Below are 21,018 nucleotides of genomic sequence, written 5' to 3' on the forward strand. Positions count from 1 at the left end.
AACGTACGTCCCGAGCAGCGGGCGCGTATGCCGGCGGATGATCACGGAGTGGGCGGGACATCTCACGATGCGATATTCGCGCGGCGAATTTCGGCCGCTCGTTAGACTGAGCCGACCGCAGCAGTGCGGTAAGAGACGGACTGAGCGAGGAGCGCACGTGAGCCTTGTCGTGCAGAAGTACGGAGGCTCCTCCGTAGCCGATGCCGAGGGCATCAAGCGGGTCGCCAAGAGGATTGTCGACGCCAAGAAGAACGGCCATCAGGTCGTTGTCGTGGTGTCCGCCATGGGTGACACGACGGATGAGTTGATCGATCTTGCCGGGCAGGTATCCCCGATTCCTGCCGGGCGTGAATTCGACATGCTGCTGACCGCCGGGGAGCGGATCTCCATGGCCCTTCTGGCCATGGCGATCAAAAACCTGGGTCACGCGGCCCAGTCGTTCACGGGCAGCCAGGCCGGTGTCATCACCGACTCCGTCCACAACAAAGCGCGGATCATCGATGTCACCCCGGGCCGCATCCGGGACTCGATCGACGAGGGCAACATCGCCATCGTCGCCGGGTTCCAGGGCGTCAGCCAGGAGGGCAAGAACATCACCACGCTCGGTCGTGGTGGATCCGACACGACCGCTGTCGCCCTCGCGGCCGCGCTCGACGCGGAGGTCTGCGAGATCTACACGGACGTGGACGGCGTTTTCACCGCCGACCCCCGTGTGGTCAAGAAGGCCCAGAAGATCGACTGGATCTCGTTCGAGGACATGCTGGAGCTCGCGAGCTCCGGGTCCAAGGTGCTGCTCCACCGCTGTGTGGAGTACGCCCGTCGTTACAACATCCCGATTCACGTCCGCTCGTCCTTCTCGGGACTGCGGGGTACGTGGGTCAGCAACGAACCGCAAGGGGACCGCAAGGTGGAGCAGGCCATCATCTCCGGTGTCGCGCACGACACCTCGGAGGCCAAGATCACGGTCGTCGGCGTGCCGGACAAGCCGGGTGAGGCCGCAGGGATCTTCCGCGCCATCGCGGACTCCGGGGTCAACATCGACATGATCGTCCAGAACGTGTCGGCCGCCTCGACGGGCCTCACGGACATCTCGTTCACGCTGCCCAAGGCAGAGGGCCGCAAGGCCGTCGACGCGCTGGAGAAGACCCGCGCGGCCATCGGCTTCGACTCCCTTCGCTACGACGACCAGATCGCCAAGATCTCGCTGGTCGGCGCGGGCATGAAGACGAACCCCGGCGTCACCGCCGCCTTCTTCGAGGCGCTCAGCGACGCGGGCGTGAACATCGAGCTGATCTCGACCTCCGAGATCCGCATCTCGGTCGTGACGCGCGCCGATGACGCGAACGAGTCCGTGCGCGCCGTACACACGGCCTTCGGCCTCGACTCCGACACGGACGAGGCCGTGGTCTATGGAGGCACCGGGCGATGACCGGAAAGCCGACGCTCGCGGTCGTCGGAGCGACCGGGGCCGTCGGCGCGGTCATGCTCCAGATCCTGTCGCAGCACGCCGACATCTGGGGCGAGATCCGACTCGTGGCCTCACCGCGCTCGGCCGGCAAGAAACTGGCCGTGCGCGGTGAGGAGGTCGAGGTGCTCGCGCTGAGCGAAGAGGCCTTCGACGGCGTCGACGTCGCGATGTTCGACGTGCCCGACGAGGTGAGCGCGCAGTGGGCTCCCGTCGCGGCGTCCAAGGGCGTCGTCGTCGTGGACAACTCCGCCGCCTTCCGGATGGACCCGGACGTGCCGCTGGTCGTCCCCGAGGTCAATCCGCACGCCGCGCGCGTGCGCCCGCGCGGCATCGTCGCCAACCCCAACTGCACGACCCTCTCGATGATCGTGGCCATCGGCGCGCTGCACGCCGAGTTCGGGCTTCGCGAGCTGATCGTCTCCTCGTACCAAGCGGTGAGCGGGGCCGGACGCGACGGCGTGGACACGCTGCGGCGGCAGATGAAGCTGGTGGCGGGTTCGGAGCTCGGCACCAGCCCGGGTGACGTACGCCGTGCCGTCGGCGACGACACCGGGCCCTTCCCGGAGCCCGTGGCGCTGAACGTGGTGCCGTGGGCCGGGACGCTGCGCGACGACGGCTGGTCGTCCGAGGAGATGAAGGTGCGGGACGAGTCCCGCAAGATCCTCGGCCTGCCCGATCTGAAGGTCGCGGTGACCTGCGTACGCGTGCCGGTCGTCACCACGCACTCGGTGACCGTGCACGCGCGCTTCGAGGACGAGGTCACGGTGGACCGCGCGCGCGAGATCCTGGCCACCGCTCCTGGCGTCGTGCTGTTCGACAACCCGGCCGCCGGGGAGTTCCCGACCCCCGCCGACGTGGTCGGGACCGACCCCACGTGGGTGGGCCGGGTGCGGCGCGCGCTGGACGATCCGACGGCCCTGGAGCTCTTCGTGTGCGGGGACAACCTGCGCAAGGGCGCCGCGCTGAACACGACCCAGATCGCGGAGCTCGTGGCGGGGGAGTTCACCGGGCGTCAGTAGTAGGGACAAAAAGGCGCAGAAAGGTGCGGGCGGGCGGGCAGAAATAGCCCCACATGCTCCCCGGGGCGAAAGTCTTTGTGGCGTCTGTGTAAGTTCTGTGTCCAACTTGGTGGCCAGGATCGCTTGAACTGGACCATTGCCACGTTCCAAGATTCGCAATATTCGTCCCCGTCCACTGCAACCGGCAGCTGGGCGGGGCGCGTCTTTGCGAGCGCCCTCCCGGGGGTGTGACCTGAGCGCTGCGGAAATTTGGGCATAGGGGAAGAGCTGGTACGCATGGGTGCAATTGATGCATCGTCACCAACGGCGACGCTGCCTGCCGCAAACGCGCCGCGTGATGCGTACAACCCTCCAGGGGGTGAGCGTGTCCAACAGGCGTGGCAGAGGTACTCGATTTCACAGCGGTTCAGGCGAGGGGCGCGGCCCTGCGCCCGCCTCGCCGTCCCCGTGCGCCCGCCGGCATGCCGGTGATCGCCCCCATGCCCACCACGAGATCGGCCCGCATCCCGACGCAGCGCGAGGGCGCTGAGGAGGCGATGAGCGCCGGCACCACAGTCGACCACCTGACCGAGACCTACCGCGCCCACTACAGGTCGCTCCTCGGCCTGGCGGCGCTGCTTCTCGATGACACGGCCTCCTGCGAGGACGTGGTGCAGGAGGCGTTCATCCGGGTGCACTCGGCGCGCAAACGCGTGCGGGACCCGGAGAAGACGCTCGCCTATCTCCGGCAGACCGTCGTGAACCTCTCGCGGTCCGCGCTGCGGCGCCGGATCCTCGGGCTGAAGCTGCTCTCGAAGCCGATGCCCGACATGGCGAGCGCCGAGGAGGGTGCGTACGACCTCCTTGAGCGGGACGAGTTGATCAAGGCGATGCGCGGCCTTCAGCGCCGCCAGCGCGAGGTTCTGGTCCTGCGGTATTTCGCGGACATGACCGAGGCGCAGGTCGCCGAGACCCTGGGCATATCGCTCGGGTCGGTGAAGGCGTACGGCTCGCGCGGGATCGCGGCGCTGCGGGTCGCCATGGAGGCACCGGCATGAGCAAGCATGAGTACGGGCGCGAGCACGAAGAGCGCCGCGACGAGAGCCGCGACGAGAGCGCCGAGTTTGAGCAGCATGCTGGGGACGGAACTGTGAAACACGGCCAGGGCGACGAGCCCACCGCGTCCGCGCCCGAGAGCGGGTCCGAAACCGAGGCTTCCGGGACGGAGGAGACCGAGGTCTCCGGGGCCGATACTCCCGAGGCCGAGGCCTCCGGGAGCGAGAGCGAGCCGGGGGCGAAGGCCGACGCCGAGTCGGGCTCCGGGGCGGATTCCCTCTTCGGTGAGGACGGCGGCCCGGACGAGCTGGCACTGCGCAGGATGATGCGTTCCGCCGTCCAGGAGATCGAGCCGGGGGACCGCGCCCTGGAGCGGCTGCGGTACGCGGTACCGGCGCGCAGGCAGCGCAAGCGCCAGGCCGTGGTCGGTATGGCCGCCGCCGCGCTCTTCATCGGCACCGCCATCCCCGCTCTCGTGCACGTCACGAACTCCGGCGGCGGCTCGGACGACCGGCCGTCGATCGCGGGCAACAGCGAGCAGACGCAGGGCGGTTCGAGTCAGGGCAAGGGCCCCGACGGCGGCGAGAAGGGCAGGGGCAGCGACTCCGGCCCCTCCAAGTCGAAGGACAAGAAGGACAAGAAGGGCAAGAAGGACGGCAAGGGGAAGGGTGAGGCCAGCGGCGGCGCGACCGGTGGTCCCGACCCGGCGGGTACAGCATCCGCCGACTCGCCTGCCTGCGCGGCGGACCAGCTCGGCAATGCCAGCGGTAGCGCGGGCGGCGCGGACGCCGAGGGCAAGGTGTACGGCAGCTTCCGCATCGCCAACATCTCCGGCAGCAGCTGCACGGTCAGCGCCCCGGGCGGCGTGAGCACGGCGGCCACGGGGGCGGCCGATCCCGCGAAGATCGTCGTCGCCGACCACGTGGCGGGCGACGCGGCGACGGGCCTTCCCGACCCGGGACAGGCGGTCGGCTCGCTGGTCCTGCAGCCGGGCGCCGCGTACGAGGTGAAGTTCGCCTGGGTGCCTTCGGAGTCGTGTCCGACGGACAGCGGTGAGCCGCCGTCCCCCGACCCGACCCCCACCGAGGGCAGCGGCGGAGACAGTGGCTCACCGGGCGGCACGGAGCCCCAGATGGTGCGCGAGGACGGCGGCGTACTGGACGGCGGTGTGACGGTGTCCCTGACCGCCGCCCAGGGTTCGCCCTCGGCGGGCGCGACGATCACCAACGCGTGTGCGGGGACGGTGTACCGGACGGGGATGTTGTCGGCGTCGTAGGTGACGTCGGCGACCGGACCCTCACGGCCGGACGCCAGTGGTACGAAACCGGACGGGCCGGATCCTGAGAAGGATCCGGCCCGTCCGACGTTCAGTGGGAGAAGGCTGGAGGTGAGGGAGGGGGAGAGGGGATCTCAGCCCGCGCGGACCTCGGCCGTCCCGGCCCCCGCCGCCCCGTCCGCCGTGGCGGAACCCTCTGGCAGGATCCCCAGCTCGGCGTCCCGCGCGAACTCCCGCTCCCGCCGGAACAGCCGGAACCACATGAAGACGACGAACCCCGCGAACACGAACCACTCGCCGGTGTAACCGAGGTTCTGGAAGGCCTTGAGGTCGAGCCCGGAGTTCTCCGGCGCTGACGCCGGTACCGCCTTCATCCCGGAGTCGCCCTTCTCCAGGGTGACCCAGGCGTCGTACACATCGCCCTTGACCAGGTTCACCAGCGAGGCCGCGCTGATGGCGCCCAGCTGGCCGTCCGGCAGCCCGCCGGCCGCGCTGACCCCGTTCGAACCGGGGCTCTCGGAGGCCTGGAGCGCCCCCGTCACGGTGACCTCACCGGACGGCGCGGCGGGAGCCTTCGCCGCACTCGCGTGCCCGGGGAGCCAGCCCCGCACGACCGGCAGGTCCTTGCCGTCGCCGGTGTGCAGCAGGGTGAGGACGTAGTAGCCCGACTTGTCGTCCAATTCCCGGTCCGGAACCAGCAGTTGCTTGCCGTACCGCCCGGAGGCCGACACCCGTTCCCCGGACGTCTCCTTGTCCACGGGGAGCATCGAGTCCAGCGGCCGGGGCTTCTCCTGCGACCGGGTCGGCGACGCCTGCCGGTCCGCCTGCTTCTGTGCGGCGTCATGCGCCTCGACGCGGTCCTCGAACCGTCCGAGCTGCCATGACCCCATGAAGACGCAGACGGGGATGGCCAGCAGTACGAAGACGTTGATCCCCCACCAGCGGGGCGTCAGCAGGAACCGGTACACACCCCCACGGTACGGGTGTGCCCGGCACAGACGCCCCGCGGGGTTGGCGAAGCCACCGGCCGCGCCACCGCCCCCGCGGCCCGGGTCCCGCCTAGCGGAGGTGCCGCGCGGCGAAGTCCAGTTCCAGCCGCACCTGCTTGATCCGCTCGTCCACGACGAGCGAGCCGTGCCCCGCGTCGTACCGGTACACCTCGTGCACGGCGTCCCGGGCCTTGAGCCGGTCCACGTAGTTCTCCACCTGGCGGATCGGGCAGCGCGGGTCGTTCACGCCCGCGGAGATGTAGACCGGGGCCTTCACCGCGTCCACGTACGTCAGCGGGGACGAGGCCTCGAAGCGCTCCGGGACCTCCTCGGGCGTACCGCCGAGGAGCGTGCGGTCCATGGCCTTCAGGGCCTCCATCTCGTCGTGGTACGCCGTCACGTAGTCGGCGACCGGGACCGCGGCCAGGCCCACCGCCCAGGAGTCGGGCTGGGTGCCGACGCCGAGGAGCGTGAGATAGCCGCCCCAGGAGCCGCCCGCAAGGACGATGCGGTCCGGGTCAGCGAGGCCCGACGTCACGGCCCACTCCCGCACCGCAGCGATGTCCTCCAGCTCGATCAGACCGACCCGGTGCTTGAGGGCGTCCGTCCACTCCCGGCCGTACCCGGTCGAGCCGCGGTAGTTGACGCGCACCACCGCGTACCCGTGGTCCACCCAGGCCGCCGGGCCCGCGGCGAACGCGTCGCTGTCGTGCCACGTCGGGCCGCCGTGGATCTCGAAGACCGTGGGGAGGGGGCCTGTCGCGCCGGCGGGCTTCTGCGCGAGCGCGTGGACACGGCCGCCGGGGCCCTCCACCCACACATCCTCCACCGGCACGGAGGCCGGGGCCTTCATGCCCGGCGGGTCAAGGACGACGCCGCCCGTCGTCGAGCGCACCACCGGCGGCTCGGCGGCCGACGACCACAGGTACTCCACGCTGCCGTCCGGCCGCGCCGTCGCCCCCGACACCGACCCCGCGGGCGTCTCGACCTCGATCAGCTCACTGGAGGCGAACACGTACCGGAACAACTCGCTGCGGGCCTCGAAGCTGTGCGCGATGAGCAGGGCGGAACCGTCCGGATACCACTCGGCGCTCACGTCACCCGGCAGGTCCAGGGCCAGGTCCGTCTCCTCGCCCGACGCGACGTCCCACACCATCGGCTCCCAGCGGCCGCGCCGCTGATGCCCGACGAGCAGCCGCGTGTCCCCGGCGACGGGCGCGAAACCGAGGACCTCAAGACCCAGCTCGACCGTGCCGCCCTCGGTGTCGTCGAGCTCGGCGACCGTGGAGCCGTCCGGCCTGATCACCCGGAGGGTGGAGTGCATCGCGTCGCCGTGCTCCGTGTGCTCGACGGCGATCAGCGAGCCGTCGTGGGAGAGGTCGCCGACGCCCGCGGACTCGCGGTGGCGGTAGATCTCGACGGGGTCCGCGCCCGGGGCACGTACGACATGGATCGTCGACCCTTCGTCGTCCGTCGAGCGGCCCACGACGGACATCCGCCCGTCCCGGGCGAGAGCGAGGCCCGCCGGATACGACGCCTCGAGCCCTGGCACCGCGGGCTCGTCGGTGCCGCCGCCCGCGAAGGGCTGGCGCATCCACACACCGAATTCGTCGCCGTCCGTGTCGTTGAACCACCAGATCCACTCGCCGTCCGGCGAGAGGATCCCGTCCGTCGTGCCGTTCGGCCGGTCCGTCACCTGGCGCTGTTCGCCGGTCGCGCGGTCCCACGCGTACAGCTCGTACGTCCCTGTCGCGTTCGACACGAACAAGGAACGGTCGGGGGCGTCCTCCGCCCAGTCGGGCAGGGACACCCGCGGCGCACGGAACCGCTTCTCCCAGTCCGGCGTCTCCGCAGCCGCGTCCGTACCTGCACCCGCATCCGTACCCGCACCCAAGTCGCTCATGGACCCCATAGTGCACGTCCACGCCGACAATCCGCTGGCGAGGGTCCCCAGCCTGTGGATAACTTTCTGGAATGTACTCACCGACCCCTTCCGACTGGCGCGAGGCCAACCGAAGACGCTGGGACGAACGCGTGCCTCTGCACCTGGCCAGTGACTACTACGACCTCGACGCCTTCCGCGCCGGCAAGGACCCGCTGCGCGCCTTCGAGCTCGCCGAGGTCGGTGACGTCACCGGGCGCTCGCTGCTCCACCTCCAGTGCCACATCGGCCTGGACACCCTCTCCTGGGCCCGGCACGGGGCCTCCCGCGTGGTCGGCCTGGACTTCTCCGAGCCCGCCGTGGAAGCGGCCCGCGACCTCGCCGCAGAGCTCGGCCTCAGCGCCGACCAGGCGTCCTTCGTCGCCGCCGACGTGTACGACGCGGCGGATGCGGTGCCCGACTCCTCGTACGACATCGTCTACACCGGCGTGGGCGCCCTGTGCTGGCTCCCCGACATCCAGCGGTGGGCCGAGACCGCGGCGGCGCTCGTCGCGCCCGGCGGCTTCCTCTACCTCTCGGAGTTCCACCCGCTCGCCGACATCCTGGACGACGCGACGGGCTCACGGATCGAGCACGACTACTTCGCCCGCGACGCCTGGGTCGACGAGGCCCCCGGCGGCTACGCGGACACCACCACCCCCACGGTCCACAACCGCACCGTCGAGTGGCAGCACCCGGTGGGCGAGGTCGTCTCGGCCCTGGCGGCGGCGGGCCTGCGCATCGACTTCCTCCACGAGCGCGACACGACGCTCTTCGCGCGCTTCGGCACCCTCGAACTCCGCGACGGAGTCCACCAGTTCCCGGTGGACCGCCCCCGCATCCCCCTCATGTACTCCCTGCGGGCGAGCAAGCCGCGCAGGACGGCGGCCTGAGCTTCTTCTCAGTGGGTCGGCCGCATCCACCCCTCCCGCACGAGCCCGTCGCGCGCCACCCCCGCCTCGCTCTCTCCCCGGCCGGGCGGCGCCGTCGAGCCGGGCCCGACCGGGTCGAACTCGCCGAGCTTGGTCCAGCCCCACGAGCGCAGGACCTCGCGCCCCAGGTCGTCGTCCCGTTTGATGACCGCGACGACCAGATCCGTGGCGTGCCGGATGAGCAGCAGCGTGCGCAGGCGGCCCGAGACCCCTTGGCGCCGGTACGCGGGCACCACCATCAGCTCGGTCAGGACGAAGACCCGGCCCGATGCCGTGCGTTCCTCGACCTCCGGGGGCAGCACCCCGCGAAACCCCTCCCACCAGTCGCCGGTACGCGCCGCGCGGTAGCCGTAGAGACAGCCGACGAGGCCCCCCGCGTCGGCGACGACCATGTCGAAGTCGGGCCGCTGCACGGCGCTCTCGAAGAGCCGCAGAAACCCCTGCCTGTCGCGGTACTCGGCGCCGGCGTCTCCTTCGTAGGCCTCGACATAGACGTCGGCGACCGCTTCCCGCTGCTGCTCCGCCTGCCACCGGGTCAGCCGCCGCAAGAAGACCTCTGCCATTCGTTCCTCCACCCGCCCCCGCCGAGGGAACCTCGAACCCCTCGACACCCATGGACTCCGCATGGTGGCACCACGGAACGGTGAGCGGAACGGGGCGTGTCAGGGCCACTTGAAGACAGAGCCACTTGAAGACAGGGCTACTTGAAGACAGGACGCCGGGCCATCGGTGGCTTCAAAGGTGCATCATCGCCATGACCTCAGGGCTCCGTACGCCCGTCGACACGGTGGGCACGTCTTCGTCCGCGCGGATCCATCCGGCGCGCTCGGCAGCCATGACGGCGTCCCGCTCCCCGGCATCGGCTTCCGCGTTCAGCCGTTCGTCGGCGCCCAAGTGCTGTGCCCCCGCCGCTGTTCCGGCCGTCAGCGAGGCCTTGAGAGCCGCCTTGCAGGCCGCTGCCGAGTGCTCGGCGTGCTCGGCGCCCTCGGTGCCTTCGTCCACGAGTTGCCCCATCTGGGCGGCCTGCGCGGCGGCGGCCGAGGCGTTGCGCGCACAGCGGGAATCCGCGGCCGGGTCGGGCGCACTCTCGGAGAGGACGGCGAGGGCCTGGGCCGCCACACGGGCGGCGTGAGCGGCCTTCCAGACGGCGTCGGCATGACCGCCGGCCCCGGGCCCCGGCTGCTCGGTCCCTTGCTGCCCGGTCCCTTGCTGCTCGGCCCCACGTTGCTCGGCCCCACGTTGCTCGGCCCCGCGCCGCTCGACGTAGCGGCTGAGCGCCGCCGCCCGTGCCGCCGCGCTCTCGGCGCGGGCCGCGTGACCCGCCCGCAGGGCTTCCGCCGCAGGGGCGTGTGCTCCCGGTGCTCCCGGTTCACCCGCTGGCTCTCGCTCTTCGTGGTCGTGCTCGTTCACCGGCACCTCCATGCCTGCACGGAGCAACGGGGCGCTGTGCCCCGCCCCCACCCGACGTGGTCCACAGCGGTGGACGGCGGATGTGTCGGGCAGGGTGGCACGTCGCCGCACAACAGACCAGAGCCGCGCGCGGACCCGGCCGCCCTTCACACGCTCCGCGCGTTACGCGTTCCGCTGCGCGGGCGGCAACAACAGATCACGTTCCGGGTGCTGTTCGCCCGACACGCTGCCCTGGATTCCGAGGTCCTTGCGCGCCGCGTCGTGGAAGGTGTTGATGGCGCGGAACGCCTCGCGGTTCCGGTGGCGCCACTCGTCGAGAGTCCCCTCGGTCCTGCCTGTGGCCTGCCAATCGATCTGCGCGACAAGGGCGTTCAGGTCGTGGCCCGCTTCGACGGCCTCGTCACCGCCCATCAGCATGACCCGCTCGAAGGCGCTGCCCCAGGCGCGCCCCGCCTCCGCCAGGTCGTCACGGAGCTCGTGTTCCGTCCTGCGGTGATCCTGCATGCCGCCGCGCTGCTCGTAGAGCCGCACGGCCATGGCTATGCGCGCCTTCGCCGCGTCCACGTAATCGCCGTACGCCTCGACCTTCTTGTCGTCCCAGCGCGTGAGCAACTGATGCCGGTTCCGGCTGCGTTCCATCAAGTAGTTGGTGACGTGTGTGGTCAGGGCGCCGAGCAGAACGGCGGCCACCGTGACGAGCTGTTCGCCCGCTCCCAACGTTCCCCCAGGTCAGGTCAGCCGTACTCCTCAAGACGACTGGACGATCTTACGAGTACGGCCGGGGCGGGGGAAGGTGATCGCTGGAGTGCGCGCACTGGGCTTGCTGCTCATGACCTCAGATGAAGAGCCCGAAGACGTGGTCGAGTGACCAGACCTGCCAGCTCATCCCGAAGAAGCCGACCGCGGAGATCAGCGCCATCATCAGGTTCTGCCCCTGCTCGCCCCAGTCATGGATCATCAGGACCAGATAGATCAGGTTGAGCACGAGGCCGCAGACCAGGGCTATCGGCGTGAGGAAGCCGACGACGAGGCCGAGGCCGAGCGCCAGCTCCGCGTAGGCGACGACGTACGCCATCGTGCGCGGCCGGGGCTTCGCCACGACCTCGAAGCCCGATCGCACGAAGGCCCAGCGGTGTTTGTCCGCGATCCCCGCGGCCCAGGTGATCCCGCCGCCGTCGAACCAGGTCTTCTTGTCCTTGTGGCGCCAGCTCTCCAGCCACCAGAGGCCGAGCCCGATCCGGAGAACGGCCAGCCACTCGGCTCCGCTGAGCCACATCGTCTGCATCGTGTGCCCTCCTTCGACCTGAACCATCCGACCTGACGATGCGTCAGTTCAGCGGATCGGCGGCGATCGCGCAAGAGGCTGAGTTCAGGGTGAGCGCTTGCCGTCACCCCGGTGAGCCCATAGCCTAAATCTGATGGATCGTCAGATACGAGTCTCGGCAGCCGGCAGGCAGTAGGGGGCACAGCAGTGGTCAGTAGCGACGACGGCACCAAGGAACTCCCCAGGGTGATCAGCGTGGATGACCACGTGATCGAGCCCGCGCACCTCTTCGAGAAGTGGCTGCCGAGCAAATATCGCGACCGGGGACCGAAGCCCTTCACGGCCGGTATCGGGGAACTGGAGTACATCGGAGGCAAGTACAAGTTCACGACCGACCCGGAAGGGCAGATCACCGACTGGTGGGAGTACGAGGGGGAGATCTTCCCGTACAAGCGCATCATCGCGGCCGTCGGCTTCTCGCGCGACGAGATGACGCTCGACGGCATCACGCGTGAGCAGATGCGCCGCGGCTGCTGGGACCCGGCGGCCCGCCTGGCGGACATGGACATCAACCACGTCGAGGCCTCCCTCTGCTTCCCGACGTTCCCCCGCTTCTGCGGGCAGACGTTCTCCGAGGCCAAGGACAAGGAGGTCGGGCTCGCCTGCGTCCGGGCGTACAACGACTGGATGGTGGAGGAGTGGTGCGGGGACAGCCGCGGACGGCTGATCCCGCTGTGCCTCATCCCGCTGTGGGACGTGGACCTCGCCGTCGCCGAGATCAAGCGGAACGCGGCTCGCGGCGTGCGTGCCGTGACCTTCAGCGAGATCCCCACGCACCTCGGACTGCCGTCGATCCACTCCGGCTACTGGGACCCGTTCTTCGCGGCGTGCGAGGAGACCGGCACCGTCGTGAACATGCACATCGGCTCGTCGTCGCAGATGCCGGCGGCGTCACCCGACGCGCCCCCGGCCGTCCAGGCGTCCCTGAGCTTCAACAACGCCATGGCCTCGATGATGGACTTCCTCTTCTCCGGGGTCCTGGTGAAGTTCCCGCGCCTCAAACTGGCCTACAGCGAGGGCCAGATGGGGTGGATCCCGTACGCCCTGGAGCGTGCCGACGACGTCTGGGAGGAGCACCGCGCCTGGGGCGGGGTCAAGGACCTGATCCCGGAGCCCCCGTCGATGTACTACTACCGGCAGATCTACTGCTGCTTCTTCCGGGACAAGCACGGTGTCGCCTCGATCGAGACCGTGGGCGTCAACAACGCCACCTTCGAGACCGACTATCCGCACGTCGACTCGACGTGGCCGCACACGAAGGCAGTGGCCGAGGACCACGTCGGCCACCTCCCCGAGGACGTGGCGTACAAGCTGCTCCGGGGGAATGCCATCCGCATGCTGGATCTGCCGTTCGACCGGGACCTGTAGGCACGTTCGCGTTCACTCGTGGTGGGCCGGGCGTGCGCAGCCGGCTCCACCACCGGGCGCGGGAGCCGGGGCCGAACCGGGGCACCGGCCCGTGCCCATCGGCCGGCTATCGCAGGGTCTCGGCGTCGACGCGCGAGAAGACCAGCTCGCTCTCGCCGACGATGGGGCCGCGCCACCGCACCGGGGGTTCCGGCCTGCGCAGGGCGCGGGGGTAGTTCTCGGGCCGGTAGTCGGTGGGCAGCCGGTAGGTGCGAAAGCCGTGCCGGGCCATGGTCTCCATCAACTCGTCGATGGAATCGCCGAGTTGGCTCATGCGGTCCGGGGTCACCTCCACGGCGATCTCCACGTCCGGGCGGAGCCGCCCGAGGGCGGGGGCCAGGCCTCTCATGACGCCGCCCTCGGCACCCTCCACGTCGATCTTGATCACGCGGGCCGTGGCGAGTTCGTCCTCGTCCAGGATCTCGGGCAAGGGCCTGGCCGCCATCTCGAAGCTCGACTCGGCGGGACCGTCGTACGGGACGATCGAGTTCGCCCCCATGTTGTTCGAGCTGGCGAGCACGAACGTCAGCTTCTTGTGGCTGTCGGAGACCGCCTCGTTGACCGTACGGACGTTGTCGCAGCCGTTGAGCCCGACGTGCCGCAGCATGCGGTCGTGGAAGGCGGGGGACGCCTCGATGGCCACGACCCGCCCCGTGCCGCCGACGAGACGCGAGCCCAGGATGGTGAAGTAGCCGATGTTGGCGCCCACGTCGATGAACGTGTCGCCGGGGGCGAGCCGACTCCGCAGCCACCGCGTCATGTGCGGCTCCCACACCCCGTACAGGCTGATGTAGCGCTGAATGAGGTCGCGGGAATCGCAGGCGAAACGGGCCCCGAACCGCGCCTCGACCACGCGCTGCCGCGGATGGTCGCGCAGATACGGGTTGAGGAACCGGGCAGCGAGGGGCCCCTTGAGCAGCGAGCCGGGCGCGTTGCGCACGTAGCCGCGGCCGAGGGTGACCAGGGGTTCCGACACGCGGTGGAGGGGGGTGCGAGGCATGGACGAGACCGTACGTAGTCCGCCGCGGCCACGGCAAGATCGGCGGAGCCGCTCAGCGCGTGCCGGCGGCCGCGCCAGGAGCCGTGCCATCAGCCGCACCGGGATAGCGCCACCGCAAGGACCCCAGCGCCCGCGCCCTCGCCTCGACCACGGTCATGCGCGCCGCGCGCTCCGCCGTGTCGACGTGGGCGGCCTGGCCGGTCATCTGGCCCTCCCACTTGCGGTAGAGCAGGCCGACCTCGGACGAGAACCAGCCGCGGGACGTCGCGTTCAGGGCGAGCAGAAGGCCCGTGTCCTCGGATGCCGGCAGGGCCATCCAGCCACCCAGGGCCACGAGCAGGTCGCGGCGGACGAAGAGCGTCGCCGGATGAACCTGCGCGCGATAGTCGTGCGCCGCCCAGTAGTCGAGCACCTCCTGAAGCCCGATCGCCCCGGGCTCGGGGTCGCCGGGGAAACCGGCGGTGGATCCGTCGGGCAGCAGATCGAGCACGCGTGACGTCGCCCAGCCGATGCTCCGGTCGGCTTCGAGGGCCGCGAGGTCGCGGGCCAGCGCACCGGGCGCGAGCTGGTCGTCGGCGTCCAGGATCTTGACGTACTCGCCGTCCGCGTTCGCCAGGGCGATGGTGCGGGCGACCCCGGGGCCTCCCGCGCGCCCCTGATTGAACGTGATCCGCTCGTCGTCGGGGACGTGGGGCGCGACCTGGTCCGTCGTCCCGTCCTCCTGGATCAGCCAGTGCCACTCCCAGCCCGCGGGCAACTCCTGCGCGCAGAGGGACTTGTACGCGTCGGCCAGGAAGTGCGCCGACGGTGCATGGACGGCCGTGACGATGATGATGCGCCGGGTCACGGCTCACCACCTTTCCAAGTGAGTCGTGAAGAGCATTTCCGTGCGGTCGCCGGGCAGCGTGACGTCGGACATCTCGACGACGCGGTCGTCCGTGTCGTACAGGATCTTGCGCAGGACGAGCACCGATGTGCCGGGCGGCAGGCCCAGCTCCGCCGCCTCCTCCACCGTCGGGGGCCGCGCCGTCACCCGCTCCTCGACGCGGTCGATCTCGATGCCCACCGTGCGGAGCTGGTTGCTGGTCCCGCCCGGCCAGGGCTCCTTCGCCTCGTCGAGGAGGTCCGGGTTTCCCTCGACGAGCTCGCGGATCAGGTACGACGTGACGAGGCCGAACGGATTCTGCTCGGCGCTGTACCGCGTCCGGTAGGTCCGCTCGACGAGCGCCGTTCCCTTCGCGACGCCCAGGGCCGCCGCGATCTCCTGGGGCGCCTCGATCTCGCGGTACGCGGCGTGGAAGACGAGGTCGTCGACCGTGAGGCCGGTGTCGTGCTCGGTCGCGCCCGTCGCCAGGCGCTGCCGCTCGGGGGCGCGGGCACGGTCCTTCTCCCACTGGTGCCGCGCGTTGCTGCGCCGTACTCTCACCCGCGGGCGGCGTACGAAGGTTCCGCGACCGTGCTGCCTCTCGATCAGCCCCTCCGACTGGAGCACGCGCAGGGCCTGTTGGACGGTGGGCCCGCTGCGCCCTGTGCTCCTGATGAGGTCCGCCTCGGACGGCAGCCGGTCACCGGGCGCGAGCAGGCCTCCGCGAATCCGCGCACGGAGCTCGTCCGCGATCTCCTCGTACGCCTTCGCCACCGGTGCTCACCGTCCTGTCGCCGCTCACCGTCCGGTCACGCTCACCGCCCTGTCGTGAACGCGGCTCAGCATACGACTCCTAAAGAGGAGCTGGCGATGGGCGCCCCGCCAGCAGTCGGGGCAACTCCCGCGAGGCTTCTGACCTGTTACTCAAGCAGTAATCAAGCCGAGCGTGCTAATAGGCGAACCCGGCCTGATCCTCGATATGGACAAGGCTCAACGATACGAAGCATGGCTCTACCATCGACCTGGCCGGGAGATGGTTGGCAGGGCGCACCGGAAGGAGTGGAGGCCTATTGCCTCAATTCGGAGCGCCTGCCCCGCCGTATCGAAAAGCATCGGGTAACCGGATGCCTTGCAGGTGATGTGCGGCTGCCGCCGTGACGGCGCGGGCATGAAAGCGCCCGATCGCTGGCGACGGGGGATGCACCAGCGATCGGGCTGGTGAAACAGTAACAAGACTGCCTGCTCGATGGGAGTCAACCGCTCGACCGAATTGCTGAGTTGTGATCGGGATCACGTGCGCGAGCGCCGCGTGATGCTCGACATCCAGCCATCCGGCCATCTGTTGATCCTCGACTCCGTCAGTTGTCGCACGGCGGCTCGTAGGACAGCCGGGGCAGATACTCGTGCCATTTCTTCGGTGTCAGAACGTCCCGAGTGGTCGAGCAAATGCGGCGAATGGCCGCATCGGTATCCAGGTTCCACAGGCGGACGGTGTCGGTGCCGCTCGAGATACCGAGCATGTTGCTTTGCGGACTGAACGACAAGAAACTGCCGGTCTTGGCGTTGGGGCTCATCGACTGGCCGATGGGAGCGACCTTGGCGGGTCGGGTGACGTCCCAGAGCCGCACCGTGTTGTCGTTGGCGCCACTCGCCAGCGTGCGGCCGTCCCGGCTGTACGTCAGTGACACCACCGAGTCGGTGTGGCCCGTGAGGGAGGAGCCCAGCTGGGTTGCCTTGCGGGGGTCGGTGATGTTCCAGAGCCGGACCGTGCTGTCGTCGCTGCCGCTGGCCAGCGAACGGCCGTCCGGGCTGTAGGCGAGCTCGTTGATGGGGCCCAGATGACCCCTGAGAGGCCGGCCGACGAGGGCGGCACGGCGCCGTTCCGACACCTTCCAGAGCCGGATGGTGCCATCCGCGCTGCCACTGGCGAGAGTTCGCCCGTCCCGGCTGAATTCGAGGGTGTTGACGTATCCCTTGTGGCCCGCGAGTGGCGCGCCCAACTGGCGCATATGGGACGGGTCGCTGACGTTCCACAGCTGGATGGTGCGGTCCGTGTGGGCGGTTGCCAGCGTGCGCCCGTCCGGGCTGAAGGCCAGGGCGGCGGCGAACCGGGTCCGCAGCGCGACGGGCGGCCCGTAGGGGACCGGCTTCTTCGGGTCGGTGACGTTCCACAGCTGCACCGCGCGGCTTCCCGTCAGTACCGCGAGGGTGTGGCCGTCGGGGGAGAACACCGGCGAACGCACGTCCCCGACCCCGCCCCCGGGCCGGAACGGTTTGCCCAGGGACACGGGCCGGTTGGGCCGCTCCACGTTCCACAGCCGGAGCTGCTCGTCGCGCGCGCCCGTGGCGAGCACCTTCCCGTCGGGCCGGAACGCTCCGATGCGGCCGATCATGTCCGATGTCGGGATCGACCAGAGGCGGACCTTGTTGTCTCCGCTCCCGGTGGCGAGAGTGCGCCCGTCGGGGCTGAAGCCGAGTGCGTAGATCTCCCCGCTGCTGCCCGCCAGGGACTCGCCGACCTGCGACGGGTGGGCCGGATCCCGGACGTTCCACAGGCTCGCGGTGCTGTCGGCGCTGGCGGCCGCGAGCATGGTTCCCGCGGGGTTGAAGGACACGGACCATACGGCGCCGGTGTGGCCGGTGATCGGCGTGCCGAGCGGCTTCGCGTGGCGCGGATCGGCCGTGTTCCAGAGCCGGATGGTGTTGTCCGAGCCGCCGCTCGCGAGTGTGCGGCCGTCGGGGCTGAAGGCCACGGAGTGCACGGTGCCGGTGTGGCCGGTCAGGACTTTGCCGAGCTTCTTCGGGCGGCGCGGGTCGGACGTGTTCCAGAGCCTGATGGTGCCGTCGTCACCGCCGGCCGCCAGTGTGCGGCCGTCGGGACGGAAGGCCACGGAGCGCACGGCGGCGGTGTGGCCGGTCAGCGTGGCGAGTGCCTTCGGCCGGCGCGGCTCGGCCACGTCCCACAGCCGTACGGTGTGGTCGTCGTTGGCGGATGCCAGCGTGTGCCCGTCCGGGCTGAAGGCGACGAGGTAGGTCGCGGCGCCACGGCCGGTCAGGGGTTCCCCCAGCGGACGCGGGTGGCTGGGGTCCCGGACGTCCCACAGCCTGATCGTGCCGTCGTCCGAAGCGCTGGCGAGGGTGGTGCCGTCCGGGCTGAAGACCGCGCTGCTCACCCAGCTCTTGTGACCCCTGAGGGGCTTGCCCAGGGGTTCGGGACGAGCCGGGTCCGACACGTCCCACAGCCGTACGGTCCGGTCGTAGCTGGCGGTGGCCAGGAGGTGGCCGTCGGGGCTGAACGAGGTGAGGTAGACGGCGCCCTTGTGGCCGAGGAGCGGTGTGGCCAGCGGCGCGTTCACGATCGAGAGCAGGCGGTTCCTTGCGCCCTCGTCGTCCGGGCGCAAGCGGTGCGCCACCAGATCGAGTTGGGCGGACAGCGAGGGGTCCGTGTGCTGGGCGCGATCGGCTTCGGCGACCACCTGCTCGAACACCGCGTCGTCCCGCTGCTGCCACGCGACCACCGCCGAAAGGGCGGCCACCACCGCCAGGACGACCAGGGCCGCCACCGCGCCACGGCTGATCCAGACCGTGCGCTTGCGCAGCCTGGCGGACGCGGCCAGGAACTCCACCGTGCCCTTGGTCAGGAAGGTGCCGCCGGCGGTCTTCGTCCAGGCACGGGCCTGTTCGAGACGGGAACCCCGGTAGAGCAGCGCGGTGTCGCGGCCGGAGTCCTCCCAGGTCCTGCCGTCCTCCTCCAGGCGCTGCCGCAGCAGATTGTCGTTCCGGTCCTCGTCGATCCAGTCGCGCAGCCGTGGCCAGGCGTGCAGCAGCGCCTCATGAGTGATCTCCACGGTCTCCGCGTCGAGCGTCACCAACCGGGCGCGTACCAGCGCTTCGAGTGATTCGTCCGTCTTGCCGGGGTCCGTCGACTCCTCCGCCAACTGGCGCCGCGTCCCCCGCCTACGGGTGGCCTGGGTGTCCTCGCCCAGCCGGACCAGCCTGAGCAGAAGCAGCCTCGCGGCCGTGCGCGCCGCCGGGTCGAGGCCGGACCAGGCCTGCTCGGCGCTCGCCGCCACCGCTCCCTGGATTCCGCCCGCGGCGCGGTAGCCGGCCAGTGTCAGCCGGCCCGTCTTGCGCCGCTGCCAGGTGGCGAGCAGGGCGTGGGAGAGGAGCGGCAGCACTCCCGCGTCGTGGGTCCCGCGGGGGCCGTCCGTGCTCACTTCCCGGACGATCAGTTCCGCGAGCCCCGGTTCGAGCTCAAGACCCACGGCCTTGGCCGGACCGGTCACGGCCTCGCGCAGCTCCGGGGTGGTCAGCGGCCCGAGCACCATGTGCCGGTGCTGCAGGGCGTCGGCGAGTTCGGGGTACCCGAGGCAGTGCTCGTAGAAGTCGGCGCGGATGCCGAGGACGACGAGCGCGGGAGCGGGCTCACCGGCGCCGTCGCCTTGGCTTTGGCCTTCACCGTCACCGGGGGTGCACGCGGCCTGAAGGAGCTGAATAAAGGTGCGGGTGCTCGCCTCGTCGGAGGAGAGGGTGAACGTTTCCTCGAACTGATCCACGATGATGACCGGCCGGCCGCCACCCGAGTTCTCGCACCGGGCCCTCGCCCCGACGGCCTCCCGCACCGCCCGCGCGAAGTGCGGAGTACCGGGCTCCGCCGCCCCTGAACCCCCCGTGGCGGAGAGGACATCCGCCAGCTCAGGTATCTGGCGGATCAGCTCCGCGAGAGGATCGTGCCCCGGTACGAGTTGCAGCACGAGCCCCGGCTTGCTGTTGCCGTCGCTCAGTGCGCCGTTCTGCAAGGCGGTCACCAGGCCGGCGTTCAGAAGCGAGGACTTCCCCGCCCCTGAGGCGCCCACGAGCATGACCAGGCCACCGGTCTCCTCCACGGCGCGGAGCTGGGCGATGAGGGCATTCGTGCTCCGCTCCCGGCCGAAGAACCACCGGGCATCCTGCTGACGATAGGAAGCGAGCCCGCGGTAGGGACACACACTCGGCGGGCCGGGGGAGTCGCCCGAAGGCCGCCGCTCCTCTTCATCCCCGGATGTGGCGGCGGCCCGCCCCCCGATGGGATCGGCCACGGCGTGTTCCCAGAGGAGCTGCCACTGGGCCATGTCGTACAGGCCCGCGGATACCGGAGCGGGCCGCTCGCGGCGTGCTTCGGGTATCAGGACGTGCAGCACCGCTGCGAGCGCGACGAACTGGGCAGGCACGTTCTTGGCCCGCCGCCAGTCGCTGATCCGCTGGGCGGAGACCCGCACGGTCCGCCCGCGCTCGTCGACCCGCTGCAGCCGGACGACCGCCTCGGCCACGCGCTGAAGGGGAGGATTGCCGGCCTCCTTGTACAGCAGCGCGAGACGTTCCGCGAAGGCCGTGCGTGCCCCTGAGTCGGAACTCAAGGCCTCCACCCCTTACTTCCCCCGCACCTGAATATCCGGACCGGAAAACTCACTTTATATCGCTGACCTGCGGATTAGTTGTCCGGACAACAGTGGAACCTCCTCTTCCGGCACCCCAACTGGCAGGATCGCGATGCGGTAGCGAACCAACCGCGCAGCGTCAGAGCAGGTCACCGCCCCGGTTTCCGTGGACGGCGCCCCACGACGCCGCACGGCGCCTCGGCTGGTTTCCGCCGATCACATCCGGACCGCCGTCACACCGACTGCGGTTCCACCTTTCCTCGATCCGCGCCATTACGCCCATGCGGCACGGATCGAAACAGACCGCGTCGTTCGGCACCGGTCCCCACAGGGGAGGGACCGGTGCCGAATCGACGCAGACTCGAGGAAACTCGCGTCCCGCGTCCCGCGATCCAGACCGGTTCGGTGCTCATGGACGGCACAGCACCTTCAAGCGCGGCCCGGAGCGGTGGTCGTCACGCGGGCGCACGCAGGCGGCTCCCAGACGTTACGACCTGCGGCTACGCGGGAGTGACGTCGGCGATCAGGGGCCCGCCGCGCTGTTTGATCGCGTCGTGGATCGGACGTACGGCCTTGTGGCATCCGGGCCACCTGGGAGCGTACGGCGCTGTGGACGCAGACGAACAGCACCGAGGGCTTGGCGAGGTCAGGCTGGGGGGTCTTCCGGTACGTCGGTGGATTCGGCAGCCGGGACCGCAGGTCTTTTGGGGCGGCGAGTGCCACGTACACGAGTCCGATGAGGACGGGGACCTCGATGAGGGGGGCCGACGTTTCCGGCGAGGGCCTGGCGGCGGTCGGCTTCACGGAGATCGCCCTCACCCATACCGTCGCGGACGGCGTGCACGCCGCGATCGTCCGTGCCACCAAGCTCACCGCGGCTCCGCAAGCTCTGGACGGACGCCGCCTGTAAAGAATGCGCATTCGGCCAATCCCGGATGTGAAGCGACGAAACTGG

Annotated in this window: 17 protein-coding genes; 7 read left to right on the plus strand and 10 right to left on the minus strand. The window is 70.2% G+C overall.

Going from position 1 to position 21,018, the window contains the following annotated elements; genetic code table 11:
- Positions 1-157: 157 nt before the first annotated feature.
- From AB0E78_RS07240 to AB0E78_RS07255, 4 genes are all read left to right on the plus strand, one after another.
- Positions 158-1,429 carry an aspartate kinase gene (locus AB0E78_RS07240; RefSeq protein WP_361829197.1) on the plus strand — a complete coding sequence of 424 codons (1,272 nt, stop codon included), beginning with the start codon at positions 158-160 and terminating at the stop codon, positions 1,427-1,429.
- A complete protein-coding gene (locus tag AB0E78_RS07245; protein WP_361829199.1) occupies positions 1,426-2,487 on the plus strand; it encodes an aspartate-semialdehyde dehydrogenase in 1,062 nt (353 codons plus the stop codon). The genes AB0E78_RS07240 and AB0E78_RS07245 overlap by 4 nt, the downstream gene beginning before the upstream one ends.
- Before the next feature lie 377 nt (positions 2,488-2,864).
- Positions 2,865-3,524 (plus strand): SigE family RNA polymerase sigma factor, encoded by a 660-nt coding sequence (locus AB0E78_RS07250; protein WP_160506274.1) that lies wholly within the window; start codon positions 2,865-2,867, stop codon positions 3,522-3,524.
- A complete protein-coding gene (locus tag AB0E78_RS07255) occupies positions 3,521-4,798 on the plus strand; it encodes a hypothetical protein (protein ID WP_361829201.1) in 1,278 nt (425 codons plus the stop codon). The genes AB0E78_RS07250 and AB0E78_RS07255 overlap by 4 nt, the downstream gene beginning before the upstream one ends.
- Before the next feature lie 134 nt (positions 4,799-4,932).
- Here AB0E78_RS07255 and AB0E78_RS07260 read toward each other — a convergent pair whose 3' ends face one another.
- Together AB0E78_RS07260 and AB0E78_RS07265 are read right to left on the minus strand one after the other, a co-directional pair.
- Positions 4,933-5,766, minus strand: a complete 834-nt coding sequence (locus AB0E78_RS07260; protein ID WP_361829203.1) for an SURF1 family protein — start codon at positions 5,764-5,766, stop codon at positions 4,933-4,935.
- Between the two features lie 91 nt (positions 5,767-5,857).
- Complete coding sequence (locus AB0E78_RS07265) at positions 5,858-7,690, minus strand: prolyl oligopeptidase family serine peptidase (protein ID WP_361829204.1); 1,833 nt, start codon at positions 7,688-7,690, stop codon at positions 5,858-5,860.
- Between the two features lie 71 nt (positions 7,691-7,761).
- Here AB0E78_RS07265 and AB0E78_RS07270 point away from each other — a divergent pair, with 71 nt between their 5' ends.
- Positions 7,762-8,601, plus strand: a complete 840-nt coding sequence (locus AB0E78_RS07270; RefSeq protein ID WP_361829206.1) for a class I SAM-dependent methyltransferase — start codon at positions 7,762-7,764, stop codon at positions 8,599-8,601.
- A gap of 8 nt (positions 8,602-8,609) precedes the next feature.
- Here AB0E78_RS07270 and AB0E78_RS07275 read toward each other — a convergent pair whose 3' ends face one another.
- The 4 genes from AB0E78_RS07275 to AB0E78_RS07290 all read right to left on the minus strand — a co-directional run bounded on the left by AB0E78_RS07275 (position 8,610) and on the right by AB0E78_RS07290 (position 11,335).
- Positions 8,610-9,203 (minus strand): hypothetical protein, encoded by a 594-nt coding sequence (locus AB0E78_RS07275; RefSeq protein WP_361829208.1) that lies wholly within the window; start codon positions 9,201-9,203, stop codon positions 8,610-8,612.
- A gap of 172 nt (positions 9,204-9,375) precedes the next feature.
- The gene (locus tag AB0E78_RS07280) at positions 9,376-10,050 is read right to left on the minus strand and encodes a hypothetical protein (RefSeq protein ID WP_361829210.1); all 675 of its coding nucleotides are present in this window, start codon (positions 10,048-10,050) and stop codon (positions 9,376-9,378) included.
- Positions 10,051-10,212: 162 nt separating this feature from the next.
- On the minus strand, positions 10,213-10,767 hold the full coding sequence (locus AB0E78_RS07285) for a hypothetical protein (RefSeq protein ID WP_361829212.1): 555 nt from the start codon (positions 10,765-10,767) through the stop codon (positions 10,213-10,215).
- 118 nt (positions 10,768-10,885) lie between these two features.
- Positions 10,886-11,335 (minus strand): DoxX family protein, encoded by a 450-nt coding sequence (locus AB0E78_RS07290; RefSeq protein WP_361829213.1) that lies wholly within the window; start codon positions 11,333-11,335, stop codon positions 10,886-10,888.
- 186 nt (positions 11,336-11,521) lie between these two features.
- Between AB0E78_RS07290 and AB0E78_RS07295 the strand changes: the two genes are divergently transcribed.
- Positions 11,522-12,742: an amidohydrolase family protein gene (locus AB0E78_RS07295; protein WP_361829215.1), complete on the plus strand. Its 1,221-nt coding sequence runs from the start codon at positions 11,522-11,524 to the stop codon at positions 12,740-12,742.
- 106 nt (positions 12,743-12,848) lie between these two features.
- Here the strand turns inward: AB0E78_RS07295 and AB0E78_RS07300 are convergent, their stop codons facing one another.
- From AB0E78_RS07300 to AB0E78_RS07315, 4 genes are all read right to left on the minus strand, one after another.
- On the minus strand, positions 12,849-13,781 hold the full coding sequence (locus AB0E78_RS07300; protein ID WP_361829216.1) for an FkbM family methyltransferase: 933 nt from the start codon (positions 13,779-13,781) through the stop codon (positions 12,849-12,851).
- 52 nt (positions 13,782-13,833) lie between these two features.
- The gene (locus AB0E78_RS07305; protein ID WP_361829218.1) at positions 13,834-14,628 is read right to left on the minus strand and encodes a glycosyltransferase family 2 protein; all 795 of its coding nucleotides are present in this window, start codon (positions 14,626-14,628) and stop codon (positions 13,834-13,836) included.
- Positions 14,629-14,631: 3 nt separating this feature from the next.
- The gene (locus tag AB0E78_RS07310) at positions 14,632-15,420 is read right to left on the minus strand and encodes a GntR family transcriptional regulator (protein WP_361829220.1); all 789 of its coding nucleotides are present in this window, start codon (positions 15,418-15,420) and stop codon (positions 14,632-14,634) included.
- A gap of 584 nt (positions 15,421-16,004) precedes the next feature.
- Positions 16,005-20,051, minus strand: coding sequence for an AAA family ATPase (locus AB0E78_RS07315; protein WP_361829222.1), 4,047 nt, complete (start codon positions 20,049-20,051; stop codon positions 16,005-16,007).
- Between the two features lie 766 nt (positions 20,052-20,817).
- Here AB0E78_RS07315 and AB0E78_RS07320 point away from each other — a divergent pair.
- Positions 20,818-20,973 (plus strand): hypothetical protein, encoded by a 156-nt coding sequence (locus AB0E78_RS07320; protein ID WP_361829224.1) that lies wholly within the window; start codon positions 20,818-20,820, stop codon positions 20,971-20,973.
- Positions 20,974-21,018 lie beyond the last annotated feature (45 nt).

Origin of the sequence: Streptomyces sp. NPDC032198 (assembly GCF_040636975.1) — a bacterium.
Taxonomy (GTDB): Bacteria; Actinomycetota; Actinomycetes; order Streptomycetales; family Streptomycetaceae; genus Streptomyces.

Bases quoted from the DNA above. Each gene is read 5' to 3' on its own strand.
- AB0E78_RS07245 (WP_361829199.1), top strand. From the start codon at position 1,426: ATGACCGGAAAGCCGACGCTCGCGGTCGTCGGAGCGACCGGGGCCGTC.
- AB0E78_RS07255 (WP_361829201.1), top strand. From the start codon at position 3,521: ATGAGCAAGCATGAGTACGGGCGCGAGCACGAAGAGCGCCGCGACGAG.
- AB0E78_RS07265 (WP_361829204.1), bottom strand. From the start codon at position 7,690: ATGAGCGACTTGGGTGCGGGTACGGATGCGGGTGCAGGTACGGACGCG.
- AB0E78_RS07270 (WP_361829206.1), top strand. From the start codon at position 7,762: ATGTACTCACCGACCCCTTCCGACTGGCGCGAGGCCAACCGAAGACGC.
- AB0E78_RS07275 (WP_361829208.1), bottom strand. From the start codon at position 9,203: ATGGCAGAGGTCTTCTTGCGGCGGCTGACCCGGTGGCAGGCGGAGCAG.
- AB0E78_RS07290 (WP_361829213.1), bottom strand. From the start codon at position 11,335: ATGCAGACGATGTGGCTCAGCGGAGCCGAGTGGCTGGCCGTTCTCCGG.
- AB0E78_RS07300 (WP_361829216.1), bottom strand. From the start codon at position 13,781: ATGCCTCGCACCCCCCTCCACCGCGTGTCGGAACCCCTGGTCACCCTC.
- AB0E78_RS07320 (WP_361829224.1), top strand. From the start codon at position 20,818: ATGAGGGGGGCCGACGTTTCCGGCGAGGGCCTGGCGGCGGTCGGCTTC.